The 23048-nt window shown below is 44.6% G+C and carries 26 protein-coding genes and 1 pseudogene; 25 read left to right on the forward strand and 2 right to left on the reverse strand.

Annotation, left to right across the window (positions count from 1 at the left end; all coding sequences use genetic code 11):
• Positions 1 to 181: pseudogene (locus H8716_RS16325) on the reverse strand (IS66 family transposase); the annotation flags it as partial.
• A 327-nt stretch (positions 182 to 508) separates the two neighbouring features.
• Here H8716_RS16325 and H8716_RS16330 point away from each other — a divergent pair.
• The 13 genes from H8716_RS16330 to H8716_RS16390 all read left to right on the forward strand — a co-directional run bounded on the left by H8716_RS16330 (position 509) and on the right by H8716_RS16390 (position 13857).
• Positions 509 to 1603 (forward strand): DNA cytosine methyltransferase, encoded by a 1095-nt coding sequence (locus H8716_RS16330; protein ID WP_330606668.1) that lies wholly within the window; start codon positions 509 to 511, stop codon positions 1601 to 1603.
• 112 nt (positions 1604 to 1715) lie between these two features.
• The gene (locus H8716_RS16335; protein ID WP_173769649.1) at positions 1716 to 2030 is read left to right on the forward strand and encodes a YdcP family protein; all 315 of its coding nucleotides are present in this window, start codon (positions 1716 to 1718) and stop codon (positions 2028 to 2030) included.
• A 21-nt stretch (positions 2031 to 2051) separates the two neighbouring features.
• Entirely contained in the window at positions 2052 to 2429 is a 378-nt protein-coding gene (locus H8716_RS16340) for a YdcP family protein (protein ID WP_178818147.1), read from the forward strand.
• A 38-nt stretch (positions 2430 to 2467) separates the two neighbouring features.
• Positions 2468 to 3865 (forward strand): FtsK/SpoIIIE domain-containing protein, encoded by a 1398-nt coding sequence (locus H8716_RS16345; RefSeq protein ID WP_178818145.1) that lies wholly within the window; start codon positions 2468 to 2470, stop codon positions 3863 to 3865.
• 151 nt (positions 3866 to 4016) lie between these two features.
• On the forward strand, positions 4017 to 5240 hold the full coding sequence (mobT, locus tag H8716_RS16350) for a MobT family relaxase (protein WP_249310052.1): 1224 nt from the start codon (positions 4017 to 4019) through the stop codon (positions 5238 to 5240).
• A 51-nt stretch (positions 5241 to 5291) separates the two neighbouring features.
• Complete coding sequence (locus H8716_RS16355; protein WP_002570387.1) at positions 5292 to 5513, forward strand: hypothetical protein; 222 nt, start codon at positions 5292 to 5294, stop codon at positions 5511 to 5513.
• Between the two features lie 127 nt (positions 5514 to 5640).
• Entirely contained in the window at positions 5641 to 6135 is a 495-nt protein-coding gene (locus tag H8716_RS16360; protein WP_118399163.1) for an antirestriction protein ArdA, read from the forward strand.
• A 25-nt stretch (positions 6136 to 6160) separates the two neighbouring features.
• Entirely contained in the window at positions 6161 to 6649 is a 489-nt protein-coding gene (locus tag H8716_RS16365; RefSeq protein WP_181975791.1) for an antirestriction protein ArdA, read from the forward strand.
• An 89-nt stretch (positions 6650 to 6738) separates the two neighbouring features.
• Positions 6739 to 7131 (forward strand): conjugal transfer protein, encoded by a 393-nt coding sequence (locus tag H8716_RS16370; protein ID WP_005427021.1) that lies wholly within the window; start codon positions 6739 to 6741, stop codon positions 7129 to 7131.
• Entirely contained in the window at positions 7115 to 9565 is a 2451-nt protein-coding gene (tcpF, locus tag H8716_RS16375; RefSeq protein WP_178818136.1) for a conjugal transfer ATPase TcpF, read from the forward strand. The genes H8716_RS16370 and tcpF overlap by 17 nt, the downstream gene beginning before the upstream one ends.
• Positions 9565 to 11931 (forward strand): CD3337/EF1877 family mobilome membrane protein, encoded by a 2367-nt coding sequence (locus H8716_RS16380; RefSeq protein ID WP_178818149.1) that lies wholly within the window; start codon positions 9565 to 9567, stop codon positions 11929 to 11931. The genes tcpF and H8716_RS16380 overlap by 1 nt, the downstream gene beginning before the upstream one ends.
• On the forward strand, positions 11928 to 12932 hold the full coding sequence (locus H8716_RS16385; RefSeq protein WP_178818135.1) for a bifunctional lytic transglycosylase/C40 family peptidase: 1005 nt from the start codon (positions 11928 to 11930) through the stop codon (positions 12930 to 12932). Before H8716_RS16380 ends, H8716_RS16385 begins: the two co-directional genes overlap by 4 nt.
• Positions 12933 to 12948: 16 nt before the next feature.
• A complete protein-coding gene (locus tag H8716_RS16390) occupies positions 12949 to 13857 on the forward strand; it encodes a conjugal transfer protein (RefSeq protein WP_107572434.1) in 909 nt (302 codons plus the stop codon).
• A 58-nt stretch (positions 13858 to 13915) separates the two neighbouring features.
• Here H8716_RS16390 and H8716_RS16395 read toward each other — a convergent pair whose 3' ends face one another.
• Entirely contained in the window at positions 13916 to 14293 is a 378-nt protein-coding gene (locus tag H8716_RS16395; RefSeq protein WP_009255071.1) for a helix-turn-helix domain-containing protein, read from the reverse strand.
• 160 nt (positions 14294 to 14453) lie between these two features.
• Here H8716_RS16395 and H8716_RS16400 point away from each other — a divergent pair, with 160 nt between their 5' ends.
• From H8716_RS16400 to H8716_RS16455, 12 genes are all read left to right on the forward strand, one after another.
• Positions 14454 to 14642 (forward strand): MerR family transcriptional regulator, encoded by a 189-nt coding sequence (locus tag H8716_RS16400; RefSeq protein WP_032507306.1) that lies wholly within the window; start codon positions 14454 to 14456, stop codon positions 14640 to 14642.
• Entirely contained in the window at positions 14635 to 15327 is a 693-nt protein-coding gene (locus H8716_RS16405; protein WP_009255073.1) for a response regulator transcription factor, read from the forward strand. Before H8716_RS16400 ends, H8716_RS16405 begins: the two co-directional genes overlap by 8 nt.
• 5 nt (positions 15328 to 15332) lie before the next feature.
• Positions 15333 to 16250 (forward strand): sensor histidine kinase, encoded by a 918-nt coding sequence (locus H8716_RS16410; RefSeq protein WP_009255074.1) that lies wholly within the window; start codon positions 15333 to 15335, stop codon positions 16248 to 16250.
• Between the two features lie 137 nt (positions 16251 to 16387).
• Positions 16388 to 17314, forward strand: coding sequence for an ABC transporter ATP-binding protein (locus tag H8716_RS16415; RefSeq protein ID WP_249310045.1), 927 nt, complete (start codon positions 16388 to 16390; stop codon positions 17312 to 17314).
• Positions 17307 to 18092 carry an ABC transporter permease gene (locus H8716_RS16420; RefSeq protein WP_009255076.1) on the forward strand — a complete coding sequence of 262 codons (786 nt, stop codon included), beginning with the start codon at positions 17307 to 17309 and terminating at the stop codon, positions 18090 to 18092. The genes H8716_RS16415 and H8716_RS16420 overlap by 8 nt, the downstream gene beginning before the upstream one ends.
• Before the next feature lie 2 nt (positions 18093 to 18094).
• Positions 18095 to 18874: an ABC transporter permease gene (locus H8716_RS16425; RefSeq protein WP_009255077.1), complete on the forward strand. Its 780-nt coding sequence runs from the start codon at positions 18095 to 18097 to the stop codon at positions 18872 to 18874.
• 6 nt (positions 18875 to 18880) lie between these two features.
• A complete protein-coding gene (locus H8716_RS16430; RefSeq protein WP_016360065.1) occupies positions 18881 to 19342 on the forward strand; it encodes a hypothetical protein in 462 nt (153 codons plus the stop codon).
• A gap of 448 nt (positions 19343 to 19790) precedes the next feature.
• Positions 19791 to 20213, forward strand: a complete 423-nt coding sequence (locus tag H8716_RS16435) for an RNA polymerase sigma factor (RefSeq protein ID WP_022615780.1) — start codon at positions 19791 to 19793, stop codon at positions 20211 to 20213.
• The gene (locus tag H8716_RS16440; RefSeq protein ID WP_009255079.1) at positions 20210 to 20449 is read left to right on the forward strand and encodes a helix-turn-helix domain-containing protein; all 240 of its coding nucleotides are present in this window, start codon (positions 20210 to 20212) and stop codon (positions 20447 to 20449) included. The genes H8716_RS16435 and H8716_RS16440 overlap by 4 nt, the downstream gene beginning before the upstream one ends.
• 221 nt (positions 20450 to 20670) lie before the next feature.
• Positions 20671 to 20820: a hypothetical protein gene (locus H8716_RS16445; protein WP_172749838.1), complete on the forward strand. Its 150-nt coding sequence runs from the start codon at positions 20671 to 20673 to the stop codon at positions 20818 to 20820.
• A gap of 85 nt (positions 20821 to 20905) precedes the next feature.
• Complete coding sequence (locus H8716_RS16450) at positions 20906 to 21058, forward strand: transposon-encoded TnpW family protein (RefSeq protein WP_077138574.1); 153 nt, start codon at positions 20906 to 20908, stop codon at positions 21056 to 21058.
• 94 nt (positions 21059 to 21152) lie between these two features.
• Positions 21153 to 22829 carry a recombinase family protein gene (locus tag H8716_RS16455; protein ID WP_158435412.1) on the forward strand — a complete coding sequence of 559 codons (1677 nt, stop codon included), beginning with the start codon at positions 21153 to 21155 and terminating at the stop codon, positions 22827 to 22829.
• The last annotated feature ends 219 nt before the right edge of the window (positions 22830 to 23048 follow it).

Here is a 23048-nt window from a genome sequence, read left to right on the forward strand (position 1 = left end):
TCTTCGTGAGATATTCAATCTGCTGACGAAGGTTTTCTTTTTCCAGACGGTCTGCTTCCAATGTTTTTTGTAAAGACTGGATCAGTTCTGTCTGTGTGGAAATGGTCTTATTCAGTTGGTTGATCATGTCCTTGTACGCGAGGATTTTTGAATCTTTTGAATCTTTTGAATTACCAGCCATATGTTTTCTGCTCCTTTTTCACTACTCTTATTGTACCATAAAAAGCAATGAAAAAGAAGCAGGAAACCCAGCATTAGCAAGGCTTTGATAAGGATGGTAGTAGAAAACCAGTAAAATCAAGGCTTTGCAGACAGCAGGCAGACGGTGCTTTTATAAAAAATGAATATGAAGATGGAAAAAGACGCATTTTGAGATTTGCGTCTTTTTCTATTGGGCTTTCTGCTTTACCTTGAGAAATGAGCAGACAACAGCAAACGCCATTGAATGGACTTCCATTGATGGTGTTTTTTTATTGTCTGGAAAGGAGCAGAAAAATGGAAACAACACATGAAAAAGCAAAACGAAAGGCGGTCTATGTGTGCCCTTAAATTAGGAAGCCTGTTTGACGGAATCGGCGTGTTCCCTCTTGCGGCTTCCCGTAATGGAATTATTCCCGTTTGGGCAAGCGAGATTGAAAAATCCCCGATAGCCATAACAAAACGCCACTTCCCAGACATGGAACATTTAGGGGATATTACAAAGATACACGGAGGGAACATCCCTCCTGTTCACATTATTACATTCGGTTCTCCCTGCCAGAACCTGTCTAAAATCGGAAAGCGTGAGGGACTGGCTGGAAGCAAATCAGGACTGTTTTTTCAGGCTATCAGAATTATAGAAGAAATGAGGTGTGCTACAAATGGGTTATATCCAGTTATCGCTGTTTGGGAAAACGTCATGGGAGCGTTTTCTTCAAATGACAGGATGGATTTTAGAGCCGTGCTGCAATCATTTTCCGATACCGAAATTTCAATGCCTTCTACTGGAGGATGGGCTAACGCCGGTATGGTGCGAGGGGGAAAGACTGACCTGTGCTGGCGGCTCATGGATGCCCAGTATTGGGGAAAGCCCCGGCTTGTTCAGCGAAGAAAGAGAATCTTCCTTGTGGCAGATTTTAGAGGACAGCGTTCCGCAGAAATACTATTTAAGCCCCGTGATATGTTCCCGCTTCCTCCGCCTTGCACAGACTACGGGCTGCCCGCCGCCGGAGCCAGTCGAATATCTCTTGATAAAACAAGGGGGAAAATACCCGTCATCCGCCCCTTTCAGAAACGGCGTATGCGGAGTGCTGCAAAATCAGGAAACCAGTCTGCTTTCCTCGCAAGTTTCGGACGGCCAGATGAACCTTTTCCAACTTTACTGGCAAAAGCAGTCAATATGATTTCATTCTGGTATGAGGGGGAAGAAAAAGACGGAGTTCTCCGAAATTTGACACCTGTTGAGTGTGAGCGCCTGATGGGATTACCGGAGGGGTGGACAGCATATGGAAATTTAGGACAGCCCATTAGTGATAATGCACGGTGCAAAGCACTTGGAAATGCAATCGCCCTGCCGTGTGCTGATTACATCATGGCAGGAATAGCAGAAACCATACATGAATAAGAAAGGCGGTTTTGTATGACAGAGAAAAATCGTTCACCTCCGTTGTCGGATGGAACATCAACAGAAGCTATCGAGCCAACTATATTATTTCAGAAAGGACAGGTACATCTATATGGAATTAAAATTCGTTATCCCCAACATGGAAAAGACATTTGGCAACTTGGAGTTTGCCGGAGAAGACAAAATAGAACAGAGAAGAATCAACGGACGCATGGCGGTACTTTCTCGCAGCTTCAACCTTTATTCAGACGTACAGAGGGCAGATGATATTGTGGTTATCCTCCCTGCCGAAGCCGGAGAGAAACATTTTGACTTTGAGGAACGTGTAAAGCTCGTCAATCCCCGTATCACCGCAGAGGGCTATAAAATCGGCACAAGGGGCTTTACCAACTACATTTTGCACGCTGACGATATGGTAAAAGCGTAAGGAAAAGGAGGACATCAGACTATGAGATTAGCAAACGGAATCGTGATTGACAAGGAAGCAACATTCGGGGCATTGAAATTTTCTGCCCTCCGTCGTGAGGTTCACCTCCAGAATGAAGACGGCTCGGTATCAGAAGAAATCAAGGAGCGTACCTATGACTTAAAATCCAGAGGACAGGGGCGTATGATTCAGGTTTCCATCCCTGCCAGCGTGCCATTAAAGGAGTTCGATTACAACGCAGAGGTGGAACTTATCAATCCGGTGGCAGACACCGTAGCAACGGCTACTTTTCAGGGGGCAGAGGTGGACTGGTACATCAAGGCGGAGGATATTATCCTGAAAAAAGGGGCTGCCATGAATCCTCAGCCACCAAAGAAAGACGCTCCCCCTGCAAAATAACAGATAAATAAGAGAAAAATGAAAGGAGGATTGTTTCCATGAAGCAGCTTTTCCCCCGTGGAAAACGTATCCGCCCCACGGATAAAGACCTTGTGTTCCATACTGCCCTTGCCACCCTGTTCCCTGTCTTCCTGCTGGTTGTCCTGCTGTTTCATATCCGGCAGATAGCTGGAACCAACTGGCAGGAAGTGTCCCTCTCCCAGATAGTACAGTATGTAAATATCCCTTACCTGTTATTCAGCATGGGCGTAGCAGGGCTGGTGTGCCTTACAGCAGTTCTTCTGTTCTGGCGATACCGCAGGGATGAAGTAAAGCAGCTCATCCACCGCCAAAAACTGGCAAGGATGGTGTTGGAAAACAAGTGGTATGAATCAGAGCAGAGAAAAGAAGACGCTTTTTTCAAGGACTTGTCTTCCAGCCGTTCCAAAGAAACCATCACTTACTTTCCCAAAATCTATTACCGGATGAAACAGGGCTTGCTCCATATCCGTGTGGAAATCACCTTGGGGAAATATCAGGAGCAGCTCTTAAACTTGGAGAAAAAGCTGGAAAGCGGCTTGTACTGTGAGCTGACGGATAAGGAATTAAAGGATTCCTACGTGGAGTACACTCTGCTTTATGATACCATTGCCAACCGTATTTCCATTGAGGACGTACAGGCAAAGGACGGCAGGCTCCGGCTCATGGAAAATGTCTGGTGGGAGTATGACAAGCTCCCCCATATGCTCATTGCCGGAGGAACCGGCGGCGGAAAGACCTACTTCATCCTGACCCTCATTGAAGCTCTGCTCCGCACCAACGCTGTCCTGTTCGTCTTAGACCCAAAGAACGCCGACCTTGCGGATTTACAGGCGGTTATGCCGGAGGTGTACTACAAAAAGGAAGATATGCTCGCCTGCATTGACCGTTTCTATGAAGAAATGATGAAACGCAGCGAAGACATGAAGCTCATGGAGAATTACCGGACAGGGGAAAATTACGCTTATCTGGGACTTCCGGCAAATTTCCTTATCTTTGATGAATATGTGGCATTTATGGAAATGCTCGGCACAAAGGAAAATGCTGCCGTCCTTAATAAGTTAAAACAAATCGTTATGCTTGGGCGGCAGGCTGGCTTCTTCCTGATTCTCGCCTGCCAGCGTCCAGACGCAAAGTATCTGGGGGATGGAATCCGTGACCAGTTCAATTTCCGTGTGGCTCTGGGGCGGATGTCGGAAATGGGTTATGGGATGATGTTCGGGGAAACCACAAAGGACTTCTTCCTCAAGCAGATAAAAGGGCGTGGCTATGTGGATGTGGGAACCAGCGTTATCTCGGAGTTTTACACGCCCCTTGTGCCAAAAGGGCACGATTTCCTCAAGGAAATAAAAAAGCTCATAGACAGCAGGCAGGGAGTGCAGGCGGCGTGCGGAGCGAAAGCCGCAGAAACGGACTGACCTGCTGTGGCTGGTGTGCCGCAAGGCACGCCAGCATAAACCCCTCGTATCTAACAGAGGGGTACAAATCGACAGGCAACAACCAAACAACAGGGCAGAATCCCACGGTACACAAGGGATTTTCCCATATCCGGCGTGTGTCAACAAGGCTCTGAAAGTTGACATACGCTTTTTTAGACAGGAGGGATTTTCACTGAATGAAGAAACATGGGTACGGGACATCAAAGAAAAACGGGAAGTTTACGGTATCTCACAACAAAAACTTGCCCTAGCTGCCGGAATCACCCGTCCGTACCTGAGCGATATTGAAACGGGCAAGGCTCACCCATCCGAAGCATTACAGGAAGCCATCACGGAAGCTCTGGAACGCTTCAATCCAGACGCTCCTCTTGAAATGCTCTTTGATTATGTTCGGATTCGTTTTCCCACTACGGATGTGAAGCATATCGTGGAAGACGTGCTTCGGCTAAAGCTCCCCTACTTTATCCATGAAGACTACGGCTTCTATTCTTACACAGAGCATTACTATCTGGGGGATATTTTCGTTCTGGTATCGCCGGAACTGGAAAAAGGGGTGCTGCTGGAACTGAAAGGGCGTGGCTGCCGCCAGTTTGAAAGCTATCTGCTGGCACAGGAACGGAGCTGGTATGAGTTTTTCATGGATGTTCTCATGGAGGACGGCGTGATGAAGCGGCTTGACCTCGCCATCAATGACAAAACGGGAATCCTGAACATTCCCCATCTGACAGAGAAGTGCCGGAATGAAGAATGTATCTCGGTCTTCCGCAGCTTCAAAAGCTACCGCAGCGGCGAACTGGTACGGCGTGGGGAAAAAGAATGTATGGGGAACACCCTGTATATCGGCTCCCTCCAAAGTGAGGTGTACTTCTGCATTTACGAAAAGGACTATGAGCAGTACAAAAAACATGATATTCCCATTGCGGACGCAGAGGTAAAGAACCGTTTTGAAATCCGGCTGAAAAATGAGCGTGCCTTTTACGCCATCCGTGACCTGTTAGAACACGACAATCCAGAACGGACAGCCTTTCAAATCATCAACCGCTATGTCCGGTTCGTGGACAGGGACGATACGAAGCCCCGTTCTGACTGGCGTATCAGTGAGGAATGGGCGTGGTTTATCGGGGAACACAGGGGAAGCCTGAAACTGACAACGAAACCGGAACCCTATTCCTTTGAACGCACCCTGCACTGGCTCTCCCATCAGGTAGCCCCCACGTTAAAGCTGGCTCTCCGTCTGGATAAGCTGAACCACACCCAGATTGTCCATGACATCATCACCCATGCAAGGCTGACGGAGAAGCACGAAAAAATCCTGAAGCAGCAAGCCGCCGCTGCAAAGGAGGTGGTGCTTTAACGGCGGCAATCTTGAAACCTAAGGAATCTTACAGGAAAGAAAGGAGCTTTTATGAATTTCGGACAGAATCTTTACAACTGGTTTTTATCCAACGCCCAGTCCCTTGTGCTGCTGGCAATCGTGGTGATTGGACTGTACCTCGGATTTAAGAGGGAATTTTCCAAACTTATCGGTTTTTTAGTAGTTTCCCTTGTAGCGGTTGGTCTGGTCTTCAATGCGGATGGTGTAAAGGACATCTTACTGGAACTGTTCAATAAGATTATCGGTGCATAGGAAACCCTTGTTACACTTCCGCTATGGAGCAAGCTCTGATTGCTTCATGGTGGAAGTCCACTAGGGGCTTGGGGAGCGTAACTCCCCAAAACCTTAACAGAGAAAGGACTTGATACTGATTGAGGAAATGAGAATCTACATCCTGAACACCACACGGTTTTACCATGAGGATTTTGAGGAATATCCTGGGGCATGGTTTTCCTGTCCTGTGGATTTTGAAGAAATCAGGGAACGTCTTGGGGTTCAAAGTGAGGAAGAAATCGAAATTGAAGACTATGAGCTGCCCTTTCCATTGGAAGGCAACACAAGGCTCTGGGAAATCAACGCACTTTGCCGGATGATACTGGAAATGCAAGGAACGCCCCTCTATTATGAAATGGATGTGGTACAAAAGCGGTGGTTTCCTAGCTTTACGGAATTTATCGACCACAAAGACCAGATACGCTATTATCCAGTGCAGGACGGGGAATCTCTCGCCCGTTATTTGGTGCAGGAAGTACAGATATTTGGAGAAGTACATCCAGACCTGATGAACCATATCGACTACGCTGCCATTGGTCAGGAACTGGAAGCCAGTGAAAACTACCTGTTTACGGACAATGGTATCTTTTATTACCGCTAAAAGGAGGTGGAGGAACTTGGAAGAAATGCGGATTTACATTGCCAACTTAGGCAAATACAATGAGGGCGAACTGGTCGGGGCATGGTTCACGCCGCCTGTGGACTTTGAGGAAGTCAAAGAACGTATCGGTTTGAATGATGAATATGAGGAATACGCCATCCATGATTATGAGCTGCCTTTTGAGATTGACGAATATACCCCCATTGAGGAAGTCAACCGCCTGTGTGAAATGGTGGAGGACTTACCGGAGTACATTCAGGAGGAACTATCAGAGCTGCAATCCTACTTTGGCAGTATCGAAGAACTCTGTGAGCATGAAGACGATATTATCTGCCATTCCGGCTGTGACGATATGGCGGATGTGGCTCGTTACTATCTGGAAGAAAGCGGACAGCTTGGGGAACTTCCGGCACACTTACAAAACTATATCGACTATGCTGCCTATGGGCGTGACATGGAATTGGATGGAACCTTTGTTGTCACGAACCACGGCGTATATGAAATCTTACGGTAGACCCGTCTGTATCTCCTTTGGGAAGTGCAGGCGGCTTTTTGATTCAGGGGCGGCTTTTGCTGCCCCATCTTTTAGAAAGGACGGACAACATGAAGAAAATACGAAGCTATACCAGTATCTGGTCGGTGGAAAAGGTACTCTATTCCATCAATGATTTTAAGCTGCCATTCCCCATCACGTTCACACAGATGGCGTGGTTCGTGGTATCGGTGTTTGCAGTTATGCTCTTGGGGAACCTCCCTCCCCTTTCATTCATTGACGGAGCATTTTTGAAATACTTCGGCGTACCCTTTGCCCTCACTTGGTTCATGTGCCAGAAGACCTTTGACGGGAAGAAGCCTTACGGCTTCCTGAAATCCGTACTGGCATATCTGGTACGCCCGAAACTGACCTATGCAGGAAAGCCCGTGAAGCTGGAAAAGGAATATCCGGCACAGCCCATCACGGCAGTAAGGAGTGATATTTATGGCATATCCGATTAAGTATATCGAAAATAACCTTGTGTTCAACCATGACGGGGAGTGCTTCGCTTACTATGAGCTGCTTCCCTACAACTATTCCTTTTTAAGCCCCGAACAGAAATATCAGGTACACGATTCCTTCCGGCAGCTTATCGCCCAGAACAGGGACGGAAAGATTCACGCCCTGCAAATCAGCACGGAATCCAGCATACGGGCAGCACAAGAACGCTCCAAACAGGAAGTGACAGGCAGGTTAAAAGACGTTGCCTGTGCAAAGATTGACGCACAGACCGAAGCCCTGATTTCCATGATAGGGGAAAATCAGGTGGACTACCGTTTTTTTATCGGCTTCAAGCTGCTTGTCAATGAGCAGGAAGTCACCATGAAGCAGTTTCGCAGGGAAGCAAAGACCGCTGTTTCTGACTTCCTCCATGAAGTCAACCACAAGCTCATGGGGGATTTTGTTTCCATGAGCAATGAGGAAATCTGGCGGTTTCAGAAGATGGAAAAACTGCTGGAAAGTAAAATCTCACGCCGCTTTAAAGTCCGGCGGCTTGATAAGGACGATTTTGGCTATCTGATTGAGCATTTATACGGGCAGACCGGAACCGCCTACGAAGATTATGAGTATTACCTGCCGAAGAAGCGGTTTCAGGAGGAAACACTGGTGAAATACTATGACCTCATCCAACCCACCCGTTGTCTGATAGAGGAAAACCAGCGGTATCTGAAAATCGAACAGGAAGACGGGACAGTGTATGCCGCCTACTTTACCATCAACAGCATTGTAGGGGAACTGGACTTCCCATCCTCGGAAATCTTTTACTATCAACAGCAGCAATTCACCTTTCCCATTGATACCTCTATGAATGTGGAGATTGTGACAAACCGGAAAGCCCTCTCCACGGTGCGGAACAAGAAAAAAGAGCTGAAAGATTTGGACAACCATGCATGGCAGAATGACAGCGAAACCAGTACAAACGTGGTGGACGCTTTAGACAGCGTGAATGAGCTGGAATCCACCTTAGACCAGAGCAAGGAATCCATGTATAAGCTGTCCTATGTGGTACGTGTGACGGCTCCCGACTTGGAAGAACTGAAACGACGTTGCAATGAGGTGAAAGATTTTTATGACGATTTGAATGTGAAGCTGGTTCGCCCCTTTGGGGATATGCTGGGGCTGCATGGGGAATTTCTTCCTGCCAGCAAACGGTATCTGAACGATTACATCCAGTATGTCACCAGTGACTTCCTCGCTGGTCTTGGCTTCGGGGCAACCCAGATGTTAGGAGAAACGGAGGGTATTTATATCGGGTACAGCCTTGATACAGGAAGAAACGTGTACTTAAAGCCTGCCCTTGCCAGTCAAGGGGTAAAAGGCTCCGTCACCAACGCCCTTGCTGCCGCTTTTGTCGGCTCCCTCGGCGGTGGAAAATCATTCAGCAACAACATGATTATCTATTATTCCGTATTGTTTGGGGCACAGGCTCTCATTGTTGACCCGAAAGCGGAACGGGGACGCTGGAAAGAAACCCTGCCGGAAATCGCCCATGAAATCAATATCGTAAACCTGACTTCGGAGGAACAGAACAGGGGCTTACTTGACCCGTATGTGATTATGGAGAACCCAAAGGATTCCGAATCACTGGCAATCGACATCCTGACTTTTTTAACGGGCATTTCCAGCCGTGACGGGGAAAAGTTCCCTGTTCTTCGGAAAGCTATTCGTGCAGTAACAAACAGTGAAGAACGGGGGCTTTTCAAAGTGATTGAGGAACTACGGGCGGAGGGAACCACCATCAGCACCAGCATAGCCGACCATATCGAATCCTTTACGGACTATGACTTTGCACACCTGCTCTTTTCGGATGGGGATGTCACACAGTCCATCAGCCTTGAAAAGCAGCTCAATATCATTCAGGTAGCAGATTTGGTGCTGCCGGATAAGGAAACCTCATTTGAAGAATACACCACAATGGAGCTGCTTTCCGTGGCAATGCTCATTGTAATCAGCACCTTTGCCCTCGACTTCATCCACACCGACCGCAGCGTGTTTAAGATTGTGGATTTGGACGAAGCATGGAGCTTCTTACAGGTGGCACAGGGCAAGACCCTCTCCATGAAGCTGGTTCGTGCCGGACGTGCCATGAACGCAGGCGTTTACTTTGTCACCCAGAACACGGACGATTTGCTGGATGAAAAGCTGAAAAACAATCTGGGCTTGAAATTTGCGTTCCGTTCCACGGACATCAACGAAATCAAGAAGACCCTCGCCTTTTTCGGGGTGGATTCCGAAGATGAAAACAATCAGAAGCGGCTCCGTGACTTGGAAAACGGACAGTGCCTTATCAGTGATTTGTACGGGCGTGTGGGGGTGATACAGTTCCATCCTATCTTTGAAGACCTGTTCCATGCCTTTGACACCAGACCGCCCGTGAGAAAAGAGGTGGAATGATGGTGATACATAGAACATCCAACCAACAGCAGCTCCCTGTTCCCTATTCAGCAAAAAAGGGGTTGTCTTGGAAAATGGCAGGAAAAGTGATTGGCAGGGTGCTTCTGGCACTCCTGCTCATCCTCCTGCTGCTTGCAGTCTTCGGCACAGCCGCCCACGCTGCCGGACTGGTGGATGATACGGTGGACACTGCCAACGAATACAGCAAATATCCTCTGGACAACTACCAACTTGATTTTTATGTGGACAGCGGATGGGACTGGCTCCCGTGGAACTGGCTGGACGGTATCGGAAAACAGGTGATGTACGGGCTGTATGCCATCACAAATTTTATCTGGACAATCAGCCTGTACCTTTCCAACGCCACGGGGTATCTGATTCAGGAAGCCTACTCGCTGGATTTCATTTCCTCTACGGCGGATTCCATTGGAAAAAATATGCAGACCTTGGCAGGCGTCACCACAGGCGGCTTGTCCTCGGAGGGATTTTATATCGGGTTCCTGCTGATTCTCATTCTGGTGGTGGGGCTTTACGTTGCCTACACAGGGCTTATCAAACGGGAAACCACAAAAGCCATCCATGCCGTTGTCAATTTCGTGGTGGTGTTCGTGCTGTCCGCTGCCTTTATCGCCTATGCCCCTGATTATATCGGGAAAATCAATGAATTTTCCGCAGACATCAGCAATGCCAGCCTGACCCTTGGCACAAAGATTGTGCTGCCGAACTCGGAAAGTCAAGGAAAAGACAGCGTGGATTTGATACGGGACAGCCTGTTTTCCATACAGGTCAAGCAGCCGTGGCTCCTGCTGCAATATGGCAACTCGGATGTGGAAAGCATTGGGGCTGACCGTGTGGAACGCCTGCTCTCAACCAGCCCAGACGAAAACAACGGGCAGGACAGGGAAGAAATCGTGGTGGAGGAAATCGAAGACAGGGAAAATACCAACCTTACCATCACAAAGACCATCAACCGCTTGGGAACCGTCTTCTTCCTGTTCATGTTCAATATCGGTATCTCCGTTTTTGTATTCCTGCTCACGGGGATAATGATTTTTTCACAGGTGCTTTTTATCATCTACGCTATGTTCCTGCCTGTGAGCTTTCTCCTTAGCATGGTTCCCTCTTTTGAGGGGATGTCAAAACGTGCCATTACGAAACTGTTCAATACCATCCTTACCAGAGCCGGAATCACCCTGATTATCACGGTAGCGTTCAGCATTTCCACCATGCTCTACAACCTGTCTGGGGAATATCCGTTCTTCCTGACGGCGTTCTTACAGATAGTGACCTTTGCCGGAATTTATTTCAAGCTGGGGGATTTGATGGGGATGTTCTCCTTACAGAGTGGGGATTCCCAAAGCATGGGGAACCATATCATGCGAAGACCCCGTATGCTCATGCACGCCCATATGCACCGTTTACAGCATAAGTTAGGACGTTCTGTGGCAGCTCTTGGGGCTGGAACGGTTGCCTATCACGCAGGAAAACAGGCTGGCTCAGACCAGAGAACTGCTTCCAACTCTAGTTCTTCCAAACGGACGCAGGCAGACCACAGCAGACCAGATGGACAGGCAGCACCGGAAAAGGAATCCGCATGGAAACGGGCTGGCTCTGCGGTAGGTGCGGTGGCAGATACCAAAGATAAGATAGCCGATACTGCCGGACAGCTTCGGGAGCAGGCAAAGGATTTGCCTGTCAATGCAAAGTACGCCCTTTATCACGGGAAAACACAGGTATCAGAGGGAGTACGGGATTTTACTTCCAGCGTGACCCAGACCCGAACTGCCAGAGCCGAACAGCGGAACGCACAGGCAGAACGCCGCAGACAGACCATTGCAGAACGCAGGGCGGAACTGGAACAGGCAAAACAGCCGCAACAGAAAGCTTCCGAAACACCCAAAGGGGCAGCTCCTGTCCATGAACGCCCTGTTACTGCAAAGCAGCCAGAAGATTTCCGACATCATGCAGGAAAACCAGCCATGCAGCCTGCTTCCCTATCCATCAGGGAACGGGGACAGGTTCCTTATGGGGAAACTGTGGCAGAACAGGCTTCGGTTCCGGTGGTAAAAGCTGCTTCCATCCACCATGAACAAACGCCGCCTGTAAGGACAGAACGCCAGATAATCCCATCTGCTTCCCTATCCCAGCCAAATGAAAGACAAAAGACGGCTCCCACTATCACACAGGCTACTCCCCGTCCGGCAAGACCTGTCCAGAATGATACGGCTCCTGTGATACCGGAAAGAAAACGGGCTGCCCCTGCGGTAAAAGAATCAAACTTTACCATCCGGCGTACCACCGCCAGAAAGGAGTGGACAAAAACGGTAAAAGCGGCTGCCAAACAAAAGAAAGGGGAGAAACCATGAAATTAAGACACCTTTTCTTTGCCTGTTCCGGCGTGTTCGTGATGATGTTCTCCCTGCTCCTTTTGGTGGTGATTGTCTTCTCGGATGAGGAAGACGGAGGAAGCGGCGGAAATCTTATCTATGGGGGCGTGAGCGTATCACAGGAAGTCCTCGCCCATAAACCTATGCTGGAAAAGTATGCAAGGGAATATGGCATAGAGGAATACTTAAATGTGCTGCTCGCCATCATTCAGGTGGAATCCGGCGGCACACTGGAAGACGTTATGCAGTCCTCGGAATCTCTGGGGCTTCCCCCAAACTCCCTTAGTACAGAGGAATCCATCAAACAGGGCTGCAAATATTTCTCGGAACTGCTCGCAGCGGCAGAAACAAAGGGCTGTGACTTAAACAGTGTGATTCAGTCCTACAACTACGGCGGCGGCTTCCTAGACTATGTGGCAGGGCGTGGAAAAAAATACACTTTTGAACTGGCAGAGAGCTTCGCAAGGGACAAATCCGGCGGAAAGAAAGTCACCTACACCAACCCTATTGCGGTAGAGAAAAACGGAGGCTGGCGGTATTCCTACGGAAATATGTTCTATGTCCTCTTGGTATCGCAATACCTGACCGTGGCACAGTTTGATGATGAAACGGTGCAGGCTATCATGGAGGAAGCCTTAAAGTATGAGGGATGGACGTATGTGTACGGGGGTGATTCTCCCTCCACTTCCTTTGACTGTTCGGGACTGGTGCAGTGGTGCTATGGCAAGGCAGGAATCGCCCTGCCACGGACAGCACAGGAACAGTACAATGTGACGCAGCACATCCCCCTGTCCGAAGCAAAAGCAGGGGATTTGGTCTTTTTCCACTCTACCTACAACGCCGGAACCTACATCACCCATGTGGGGCTGTATGTGGGAAATAACCGGATGTACCATGCCGGAAATCCCATTGGTTACGCAGACCTGACAGGCTCCTACTGGCAACAGCACCTTGCCGGAGCCGGACGAATCAAACAATAAGAAAGGATGAACCGATATGATTCAGATTAGAAAAGAGGAAAACCAGAAAAAGCAGAAAGAAAAGAAACTGAAAGTTTACAAAGTCAATACCCACAAAAAAACTGTGATTGCCCTGTGGGTGCTGCTGGCGGTGAGCTTCCTATTTGCCGTCTATAAGAATTTCACGGCAATAGACATTCATACTGTCCATGAAACCAAAGTAATTGAGGAACAAATCCTCGACACCCACAAGATAGAGAATTTTGTGGAGAATTTCGCAGAAGTCTACTATTCATGGGAACAGTCCGCCGCTTCCATTGATAACCGGACAAATGCTTTAAAAGGGTATCTCACCGGAGAACTGCAAGCCCTGAATGTAGATACTGTCCGAAAGGACATCCCCGTATCGTCTGCCCTGACCGATTTTCAGATATGGGAAATCACAGAAGAAAAGGAGCAGCATTATCAAGTGACCTATACCGTGGAACAGCGTATCACAGAGGGAGAATCCGGTAAAACCGTCCGTTCCGCCTATCAGGTGACCGTCTATGTGGACGGCTCTGGAAACCTGACGATTATCCAGAATCCAACCATTACCAGCGTTCCCGTAAAATCCGGCTACACCCCAAAAGCGGTACAAAGTGACGGTACGGTGGATTCCATCACTACGGAGGAAATCAACGAATTTCTCACCACCTTTTTTAAGCTGTACCCTACGGCAACTGCAAAGGAGCTAACCTATTATGTAAATGATGGTGTGCTGAAACCTGTGGGGAAAGAATATATTTTCTCCGAACTGGTGAATCCAGTCTACAACCGAAGCGGAAATCAGGTGACGGCTTCCCTAGCAGTGAAATATCTGGATAACCAGACCATGACAACACAGGTATCACAGTTTGACCTTGTACTGGAAAAGAACGGGGAAAACTGGAAGATTGTGAAATAGAGTTATATAAAGCAGAAGACACATTGTATTTCCTGAAAGATTACAATGTGTCTTCACGTTAAAATTCTGTTCTGGACATTCCCCTGTCCTCTGTTTCGACTTCGGCTATCTCTTTTGCTGTGGCGGTGACTACCCGTATTCCTTTCTCACTCATACTATCAAGCAGTGTATCAAGCTGCCTACGTTGTGTATCTTTTTCCGCTGATTTATCTGGGAAAAAGAATTGGTCTACGGATATATCATATCGTGTTACAAGCTCATAAAAAATTTGTAAACTCGGCTGTTGTCCTTTATTCTCAATATTAGCAAGATAACGTGGTGAGATATACATTTCATCACTTACTTTTTTACGGCTCTCTTTTCGTTCGGTTCTCGCTGCTTTGATAGCTTGTCCGAAAGCCTTAAAGTCATATTTAGCTGTTGGTCTTTTTGCCATATTTATTCACCCATATACATTCTACTGTTCCTCTTTCATACTGAATACGTCTATACAGTTCCTATTTATAGCCATAATAATTCATATGCTTGCACTTGCTATTATTCGTATGCCCGACTATAATTATACTGATATGATTTGTAGAAAGGACTTGGGTGTTATGGAATATATGTCTTGCCCCGAAGCAGCGAAGAAATGGGGAATTTCTGAAAGGCGGGTACAGGTACTTTGCAGAGAAAACCGCATACTGGGTGTTTCAAAACTTGGATATATGTGGCTGATACCAAAGGACGCGGAAAAACCGATTGACGGGAGAACAAAACAAGGAAAGGAGCTACACCATGAATAAAGTTTTGATTATAGATGATGATAAAGAGCTTTGTGCGCTGATTAAGCGAAGCGTTTTATCAGAAGATATAGAAGCTGATTTTTGTAATACAGGAAAAGAGGGATTACAAAAATTAAAAGAAAAAGAATATCAACTTGTGATACTGGACGTTATGATGCCCGGTATGGACGGATTTGAAACACTGGAAGAAATCAGAAAAGAAAACAGTCTGCCGATTTTGATGTTTACCTCTAAAAATGACAGTGCTTCCAAAGTGCGCGGCTTACGCGCAGGAGCCGATGATTATTTGACAAAGCCTTTTGATATGGACGAACTAATAGCCCGTATTATTTCTCTTATACGGCGTTATACCCGTTTCAATCAAACAGACGGAATGACACAGCAGCTTGAATTTGACGGATTGAAAATAGACCTTGAAAATCGTTCTATTATTACGGAAAATGGAACTTTTGAGTTGCCCCCAAAGGAATTTGACCTGCTTTTATACTGCGCGAAACATCAAGGAAAAATTTTGACAAAGCAACAGATTTATGAAGAAGTGTGGGGAGAAGAATATGTTTATGATGACAGTAACATTATGGCGATTATTAGCCGACTTCGTAAAAAATTAGAAGTTAATCCCGGAAACCCCAAATACATTCAGACAATTAAGGGAATTGGTTATCGCTTTAGCAAGGAGGTTTGATTTTTATGGAAGCGATTATTTTTCTATCAATTATCATTGCACTTTTTTCTATTTTTGTTTCTTGCCTTGTTATCCGGCGTGTAAAAAAGCAGATAGCAGAAATAACAGACGCATTGGCTGATGTAAAAAATGGGAATGGAAACAGGCGGATTTTATCAGCAACAAATGAACTGGTAGCTCCTCTTGCTTATGAAATCAATGAGATTGTTGTATCTTATGAGAAAAGGCTGTCTACTGTCCGGCAGGCAGAAGAAACGAACCGCCAGCTTATGACAAGCCTTTCCCATGATGTTCGGACACCGCTTACAACACTTATTGGGTATCTTGACGCCGCACATAGAGGAATTGTCACAGGAAAAGACAAGGACGACTATATCGAAACTGCCCGTCGTAAAGCTCACGATTTGAAAGAATATATAGATATTCTTTTTGACTGGTTCAAATTAAACTCTAATGAGTTTGCTATGGATATAAATACCGTTGAAGCTGCGGAACTAACACGAAATATTTTGATTGACTGGATACCTATATTTGAAGATAGGCAGATAGATTATAACATTGATATTCCCGAACAGCCTTTCCGAGTAAAACTTGATACGGACGGTTATATGCGGATATTGAATAATCTTATTCAGAATGTAATTTCCCACAGTCATGCAGACAAAATAGAAATATTCCTATCAAAGCAGGAAAAAAATATGCAAATTCGATTAACTGATAACGGGATAGGCATTGAAAAAGAAGATTTGAAACATATTTTCGAGAGGCTTTATAAATGTGATAAAGGGCGTGCTGAAAAAGGCAGCGGTCTTGGCTTATCTATCGTTCATCAGCTTGTGGAAAAGATGAATGGCACAATAACAGCAGATAGTGTACCGGAAAAAGGAACTAAATTTACTTTACTTTTTCCGTTGATAGATTAAGGCTTTTCCGTCTTTATGGCGGGAGCCTTAATTACTTTCGGAAGCTGTATTTGAAATTGCAAGGTTAATGCAAGGTTGTTGCAAGGTTAATGCAAGATTGGAGTGATAGAATACTTTACAGAACAGGAGGTTTGAATATGGACAAAAAATATATCATTGAAACAAAAAATCTTACAAAGCAGTACGGCTCACAAAAGAGTGTTGCTGACTTAAATATCCATGTACAGAGAGGAAGAATTTATGGACTGCTTGGAAGAAACGGAGCCGGAAAAACAACTACTATGAAAATGCTGCTTGGATTGACAAAGCCTACTTCCGGCGAAGTCAAAATATGGGGAAAGGCTTTGCAGGGGAATGAAAAGAAACTTTTGCCCCGTATCGGTAGCTTGATTGAGTCCCCCGGCTTCTATCCTAATCTGACTGCTACGGAAAATTTGCGTATCTTTGCAACCTTACGAGGTGTGCCAAACAATCATGCGATTAAAGACGCTTTAGATTTAGTAGGACTGCCTTATAAGGACAAAAAACTGTTTTCCCAGTATTCGCTTGGTATGAAACAACGTCTTACGATTGCACTTGCTGTTATGCACGACCCGGAACTTTTAATTTTAGATGAACCTATCAACGGGCTTGACCCTATCGGTATTGCGGAAGTTCGCTCTTTTATTCGTGAGCTTTGTGACGCAAGAGGAAAAACAATTTTAATTTCCAGTCATATTCTTTCAGAAATCGCACTATTGGCTGATGACATTGGTATTATCGACCATGGCGCACTACTGGAAGAAGAAAGCCTTGCAGAACTGGAACAAAAAAGTAGCAAACATATTCGATTTACTCTTTCTGATACCGCACAGGCAGCAAGAATTTTGGAACGTACTTTCCACGAAAGCCATTTTTCTATACAGGACGACCATAACTTACGCTTGCATAACCTTGACTTATCCGTAGGAAAAATTGTAACTGCCTTTGTGGAAAATGGATTGGAGGTATCAGAAGCTCATACCTGCGAAGAAAGTCTTGAAGATTACTTCAAGCGAGTGACGGGAGGCGAGGGAATTGCTTAAACTGATAAAATGTGAATTTTTGAAATTGAAACGGAAAAAGTTTATTCCACTGGTTATCTTATCAGCTTTTATGTTCCCTATCCCTCTGACTTATTTAATGACAACTCCCTCTATGATGGAGCGATACACAGATAAGGCAGACGCATTTGATGGACTTTTTAATATGGTACTTGGGTACGGAATACAGTTTTTACTTCCTTGTATTATTGGTGTCATTGCAGCTATGTTGTTTTTTATGGAACGGGACAATGATACATTCAAAAATTTGCGTACTATTCCTGTAACCAGTACCCAAATGGTACTTGCTAAAATTTTTGTACTATTTCTATTTGGAATTATCTTTTGCGTTGCGTCCACTATTGCGACAATTCTTTGTGGTTTGGGAACATTAGAAGTTTATGGACTTGGTTACAAATTATTTTTAGCCGTTGAAACAGGGATTTTTATTACAGCAGGTACATTGCCGCTGATTGTGCTTGTAGTCTTTTTTAGTAAGACCTATGTGTTTTCAATTTTGCTATGTGTTTTTTATAGCGTATTGAATATGAGTGCAACCGCATTGTTTGACGCACTTCCAAAAACAATATTGTGGTTCCTACCTACACCATTAACTACATTTTGGAGTGCCGGAGATATGGCAGCACATGGAATAAAAATGGACTTGGAACAAATGACAGGACTTATTCCCTCAACATTTCAAGTCGTAATGATACTTGGAATTATGGCGATTATTTCATTTTGGTTAATTGACCGATTATACAAACAAAGGGGGGAATAACTATGGTTCGCATTGTGAAAACAGAGTTTTATAAACTAAAAAGGTATCATATCCTTTGGGCTGGGGTTGCGCTCATGCTTCTATCTGTTTTGCTGACTTTATTTACTTCTATGGCAAATGATGGTTCAGTATGGGATTTTGCTTACCTCACAGAACAGGTTATCAAAAACAATATGTCCATGATTTTCCCTATGTGTATTAGTTTGATTGCTGGATATATGATTTCCCGCGAACAAACGGACGATACCTTAAAAAATATTTTAACTGTACCGATTTCATTTAAATGGTTGTTGACCGGAAAATTGATTGTATGTGGTGTACTGTCTATTATCTTCGGTTTGATATGCAGTCTGTTTACAATTATCGCAGAAATGATTGTAGGATTTCCGGGTTTTCAAATATCCTTAGCCTTAAAAGCGGCATTACAAATAACCGCAGTCAATTTCTTTTTGTATATTGCTGTTCTGCCGATTATTATAATTACCTGTCGTAAAGCAGGCAGCTTTTTAGTCGGTGTTATTATTGCCTTTGTTTACGGATATGGAGGTATGTTTGCCGCAGGAAACATGACGTTAGCAAATCTTTATCCGATTACGGCAAGTCTTGGAATGATTGGCTACCGCAGCTATGATACCGCAGTCAACTGGAACATATTAACTTGTATTTGTAGCCTTGCAGTTATTGTTGTCATTTCCGCAGTCTTGATTATTTGCATGAAGGAAACAGAACTCAAACAGGCAAAGAAAAAAGCGAAAAAGGCGGCACCAAAGAAAGGGTGGTAAAATTTTATGAAAAAAATATTTTTATCATTGATACTAATTCTTATTGGAGTATCCACGCTTTCCGGCTGTACAAAAGATGAAATTCTCAATCATTATAATAATGTTGTTCAATCTGCGGGTTCCATAGAACTTACAGGAAAACTCTCTCTACAAGGTAAAAAAGAAAAAGGGATTGATGATTATACAGGAAGCTATCAAGCTGACTATGAAAATTTTTCAGATACAGAGTATCTATTTGGAGGGACTTCAATAAAAAGAGAAGCCGGAAAAGATATATCAGTTACCTGTACATTGGAAGTTTTAAGTGGTACTGCAAAGGTATTTTGGATTTCGGGAGCTGATGAAGCAGTAACTTTACTTGAAACAACTGGAACATACAGCGATACTATTACACTTCCCGATGGCGGAAATTATATCGGTATTGAATGTGAAGATTTTACTGGAAAAATAGAAATGAATATTAAATGATACTCTGCCGGACGACGGTAAAGAAAAAAAGCCGTCGTATCGCAGATAGATTTTCATGCGCCTTTGAAGCGGTGGCTTTGATTTTTAGAGCCGCCGCTTCTTTTTGTCTATTCTTGAACCAACGATAACACAGAATAATGAGTAGTGGCATTTAGGAGGATTGCCACTATGGGGATTTCTTTGTTGCTGTACAGCATACATAAGTTACATTCATTAAAAAAAGTATAGCTCCCCCACTGTGGAAGTCCGACTTTGAATATGAACTGACAAGTCATATTTATTCTACTGTTATTTCTCATGCACTCATTTTTATTTTAAAATGGGTGTATTTTTTTATTCAAAAATGCAACTGCACCCCCTGTCCTGTCGGGACTAAGAGCGAAAAGGGGGAAAGAAGCAGAAATTCCTATCAACTCGCTCCCTTTCAAGGCTGGAAAGGGGGTGAGTAATGATGAAGCCATCTGAATTTCAGACAACCATAGAGAACCAGTTTGATTACATCTGTAAAGTCGCTATGGAAGATGAACGCAAAGACTATCTCAAAGCGTTGTCCAGACAGTGCAAACGGGAAACCCTGTTTTGTGATATGGACGATTACACCGTTAATCTGTTTTCTTCCGAAGACACCTACCCATCCCACTTCCATACTTTTGAAATGGATGGATTTACTGTCCGTATTGAAAACAGCCTGTTAGCAGAAGCATTAGAAAATCTGGATGGAAAGAAACGTGATGTTATCCTGAGATATTATTTTCTTGGATTTGACGATACGGAAATTTCAAAAATTCTGGAAGTCAACCGTTCTACTATCCAGAGAAGAAGACACGCCGGACTAGAATTTATCAAAAAATTTATGGAGGAGGAAGCATGACAGCAAAGCACCCTATGATTCCGTTTCCTGTGATTGTAAGGGCTGCGGACGGCGATATTGAAGCAGTCAACCAGATTGTACGCCATTACAGCGGTTTTATTGCCAGCCGTTCCATGCGTCCCATGAAAGACGAATATGGGAATACCCACATGGTTGTAGATGAAACCCTACGCCGCCGGATGGAAACACGTCTGATTGCAAAGATTTTATCTTTTGAAATCAGGGAACCAAAATAAAAATAACGCTCTCCTGTGGAAGCATGGACAAGCCCATGCTTCCCAGACAGAGCTTGCCAGTCTATTAAAGTGCATTATCACCAGTGCATTTTAACAGGCTAACAAAGCCGGATTGTTCCTTGAAAAAGAAAGCGTCTAATCAACGCAGCATAAAGCAGCCGAATACGTTTCGATAGAAAGAGAGCCGTTGGGCTGGCACGCCGTAACCCACAAAAGGAGGGATGAAACCGGATAGCGATTCCTGCCAGCGTTCCATAAGCAGCTTACCGCAGAGCTGCCGCCATGACCTTTCTATCGTGATAATGATACTTCCGTACAGCCTTAGTCCGTGTGATGATGTAGCACCGCTGGCAAAGGGTACGGCTGGATGAGAACCATGCAGGGGTGAGATTCCCATGAGCTTTAGCGAAAGCTGTTCGGTTTGCTTCAAAGAAAATAACAGGAGGTTGTTATCTTATGGAAAACACAAAGAATCCTGTCCCTGAAATGATACGGGAATACCAGATAGGAAACACCTGTTATGTGGTAAAATCCCGCTCAAAAGAACAGGCACAGGAAGACGCAGTAACGAAAGTAAAAAGGCTTATCCGTAATGACTTGAAACAATAATTTTGCTATAAAACAGGGCAGACAGAAAACAGAAAATGCGGTACAATAAAGTTGCAAAAGCATTGTCTGTTTGACTGTCGGATAGGAGGTATTTATGTTACAGCAGTCAAACAACACTATCACTTCCATTTATCCGATTGGAAATCAAACAGAGGAATTAACCGCATTATACTGTCGGCTTTCACAAGATGATAAACAGGAGGGTGATTCAAACAGTATTATTAACCAGAAAAAAATCCTGAAGCGTTATGCAATCGAACATGGGTATCAGCCTTATGTGTTTTTTGTAGATGATGGGTTTTCTGGTACAAATTTCAACAGACCAGATTTTCAAAGAATGATTGCAGAGGTCGAAGCAGGAAGAATCAAACGCGTTATAGTCAAAGATATGTCAAGACTTGGGCGTGATTATTTGCAGGTGGGAATGTACACAGAAATTATGTTCCCGAACCTGGATGTCCATTTTATTGCTGTCAATGATGGCGTGGATAGCCATGTGGGGGAGAATGAGTTTACCCCATTTCGTAACATAATCAACGAATGGTACGCAAAGGACACCAGCAAAAAAATCCGTGCAGTCAAACGTTCTAAAGGAATGGCAGGCGAGCATATCGGTTCTCACGCTCCTTATGGCTACATGAAGAATCCTGACAATAAAAAGGAATGGCTTATAGATGAAGAAGCCGCCGAAGTGGTTCGGGAAATCTTCCGTTTATGTGTCAATGGTTATGGACCGACACGAATTGCCAATATTCTAACGGAAAGAAAAATTCTTTGCCCTACTTATTATGCGTTAGAGCATGGGGAAAAGCCACGAACCGTTCTTCCACCTGACAAGTATCTGTGGAGCGCAACTGTGGTATCTCACATCTTAGAAAGAATGGATTATTTAGGACATACTGTGAATTTTAAGACCCATGTTAAGTCTTATAAAAATCGCAAAAAAATTGATAACAGTCCTGAACAATGGAGGATTTTTGAGAATACCCATGAAGCAATCATTGACAAGGAAACCTTTGAGATTGTACAGAAAATCCGTTCCGGAAAACGCCGCCCTACCAAAATGGGGGATATGCCTATGTTCTCTGGTTTGCTCTACTGTGCAGATTGCGGAAGCAAAATGACATTTCATAGGCAAATGGCACAGAGCGCAGAGAAACATAATTTTGTATGCAGCAATTACCGGCACAATTCAAAATCATGTACTATGCACTATATTCGTAATGTAGTAGTCGAACAAATTGTGCTGGAAAACCTGAAAGAAGTTATCCGCTATGTATCAGATTATGAAGATGAATTTGTTCAGATGGTCATGGATACGGATATGCGGCAAAGAAATAAAGAACTGTCGCAAAAGAAAAAACGGCTTACAGAAATCCATTCCCGTATTCAAGAGTTGGACAAAATTTTTCAACGGATTTATGAAGACAATATTAGTGGAAAACTTTCAGATGAGCGCTTTATGAAACTTTCAAAAGGATATGAGGAAGAACAGCATACTTTGCAGGAAGAACAGACTTCTTTAGAGAAAGAATTACAGAAAGAAGAAAAACAATCTGTGGATGTAAAGCAATTTCTTTCAGTAGTCCGCAAGTACACTAACCTTACAGAACTAACACCAGAAATTGTACATGAGTTTATCGACAAAATTATTGTCCATGCTCCTGATAAGAGCAGCGGTAAACGCTTACAGGAAATTGAAATTATCTATAACCATATCGGAGTATTCGACCACTCAAAGGTCACTTTGTGGAAAGGAAAAGCGGTATAGTACGCAACATACTATACCGCAAAACCTAAATCTTAAAAACATCCTTACCAAACCCTCACATTTACAAGGGATTTCAGACATGATACAGGATGAAAAACCTCTCCGTTTCTGTTGGCTGGCATAGATGTTTTACGCGATCATTCCGTAGGCTTGAATGCCTTTGGTTGTTCGATTTCAAGCCCGGACATGAGCCAGTCGAATTGCTGCCAGGTCAATTGT

This window comes from Jingyaoa shaoxingensis (assembly GCF_014385005.1).
GTDB lineage: Bacteria > Bacillota > Clostridia > Lachnospirales > Lachnospiraceae > Marvinbryantia > Marvinbryantia shaoxingensis.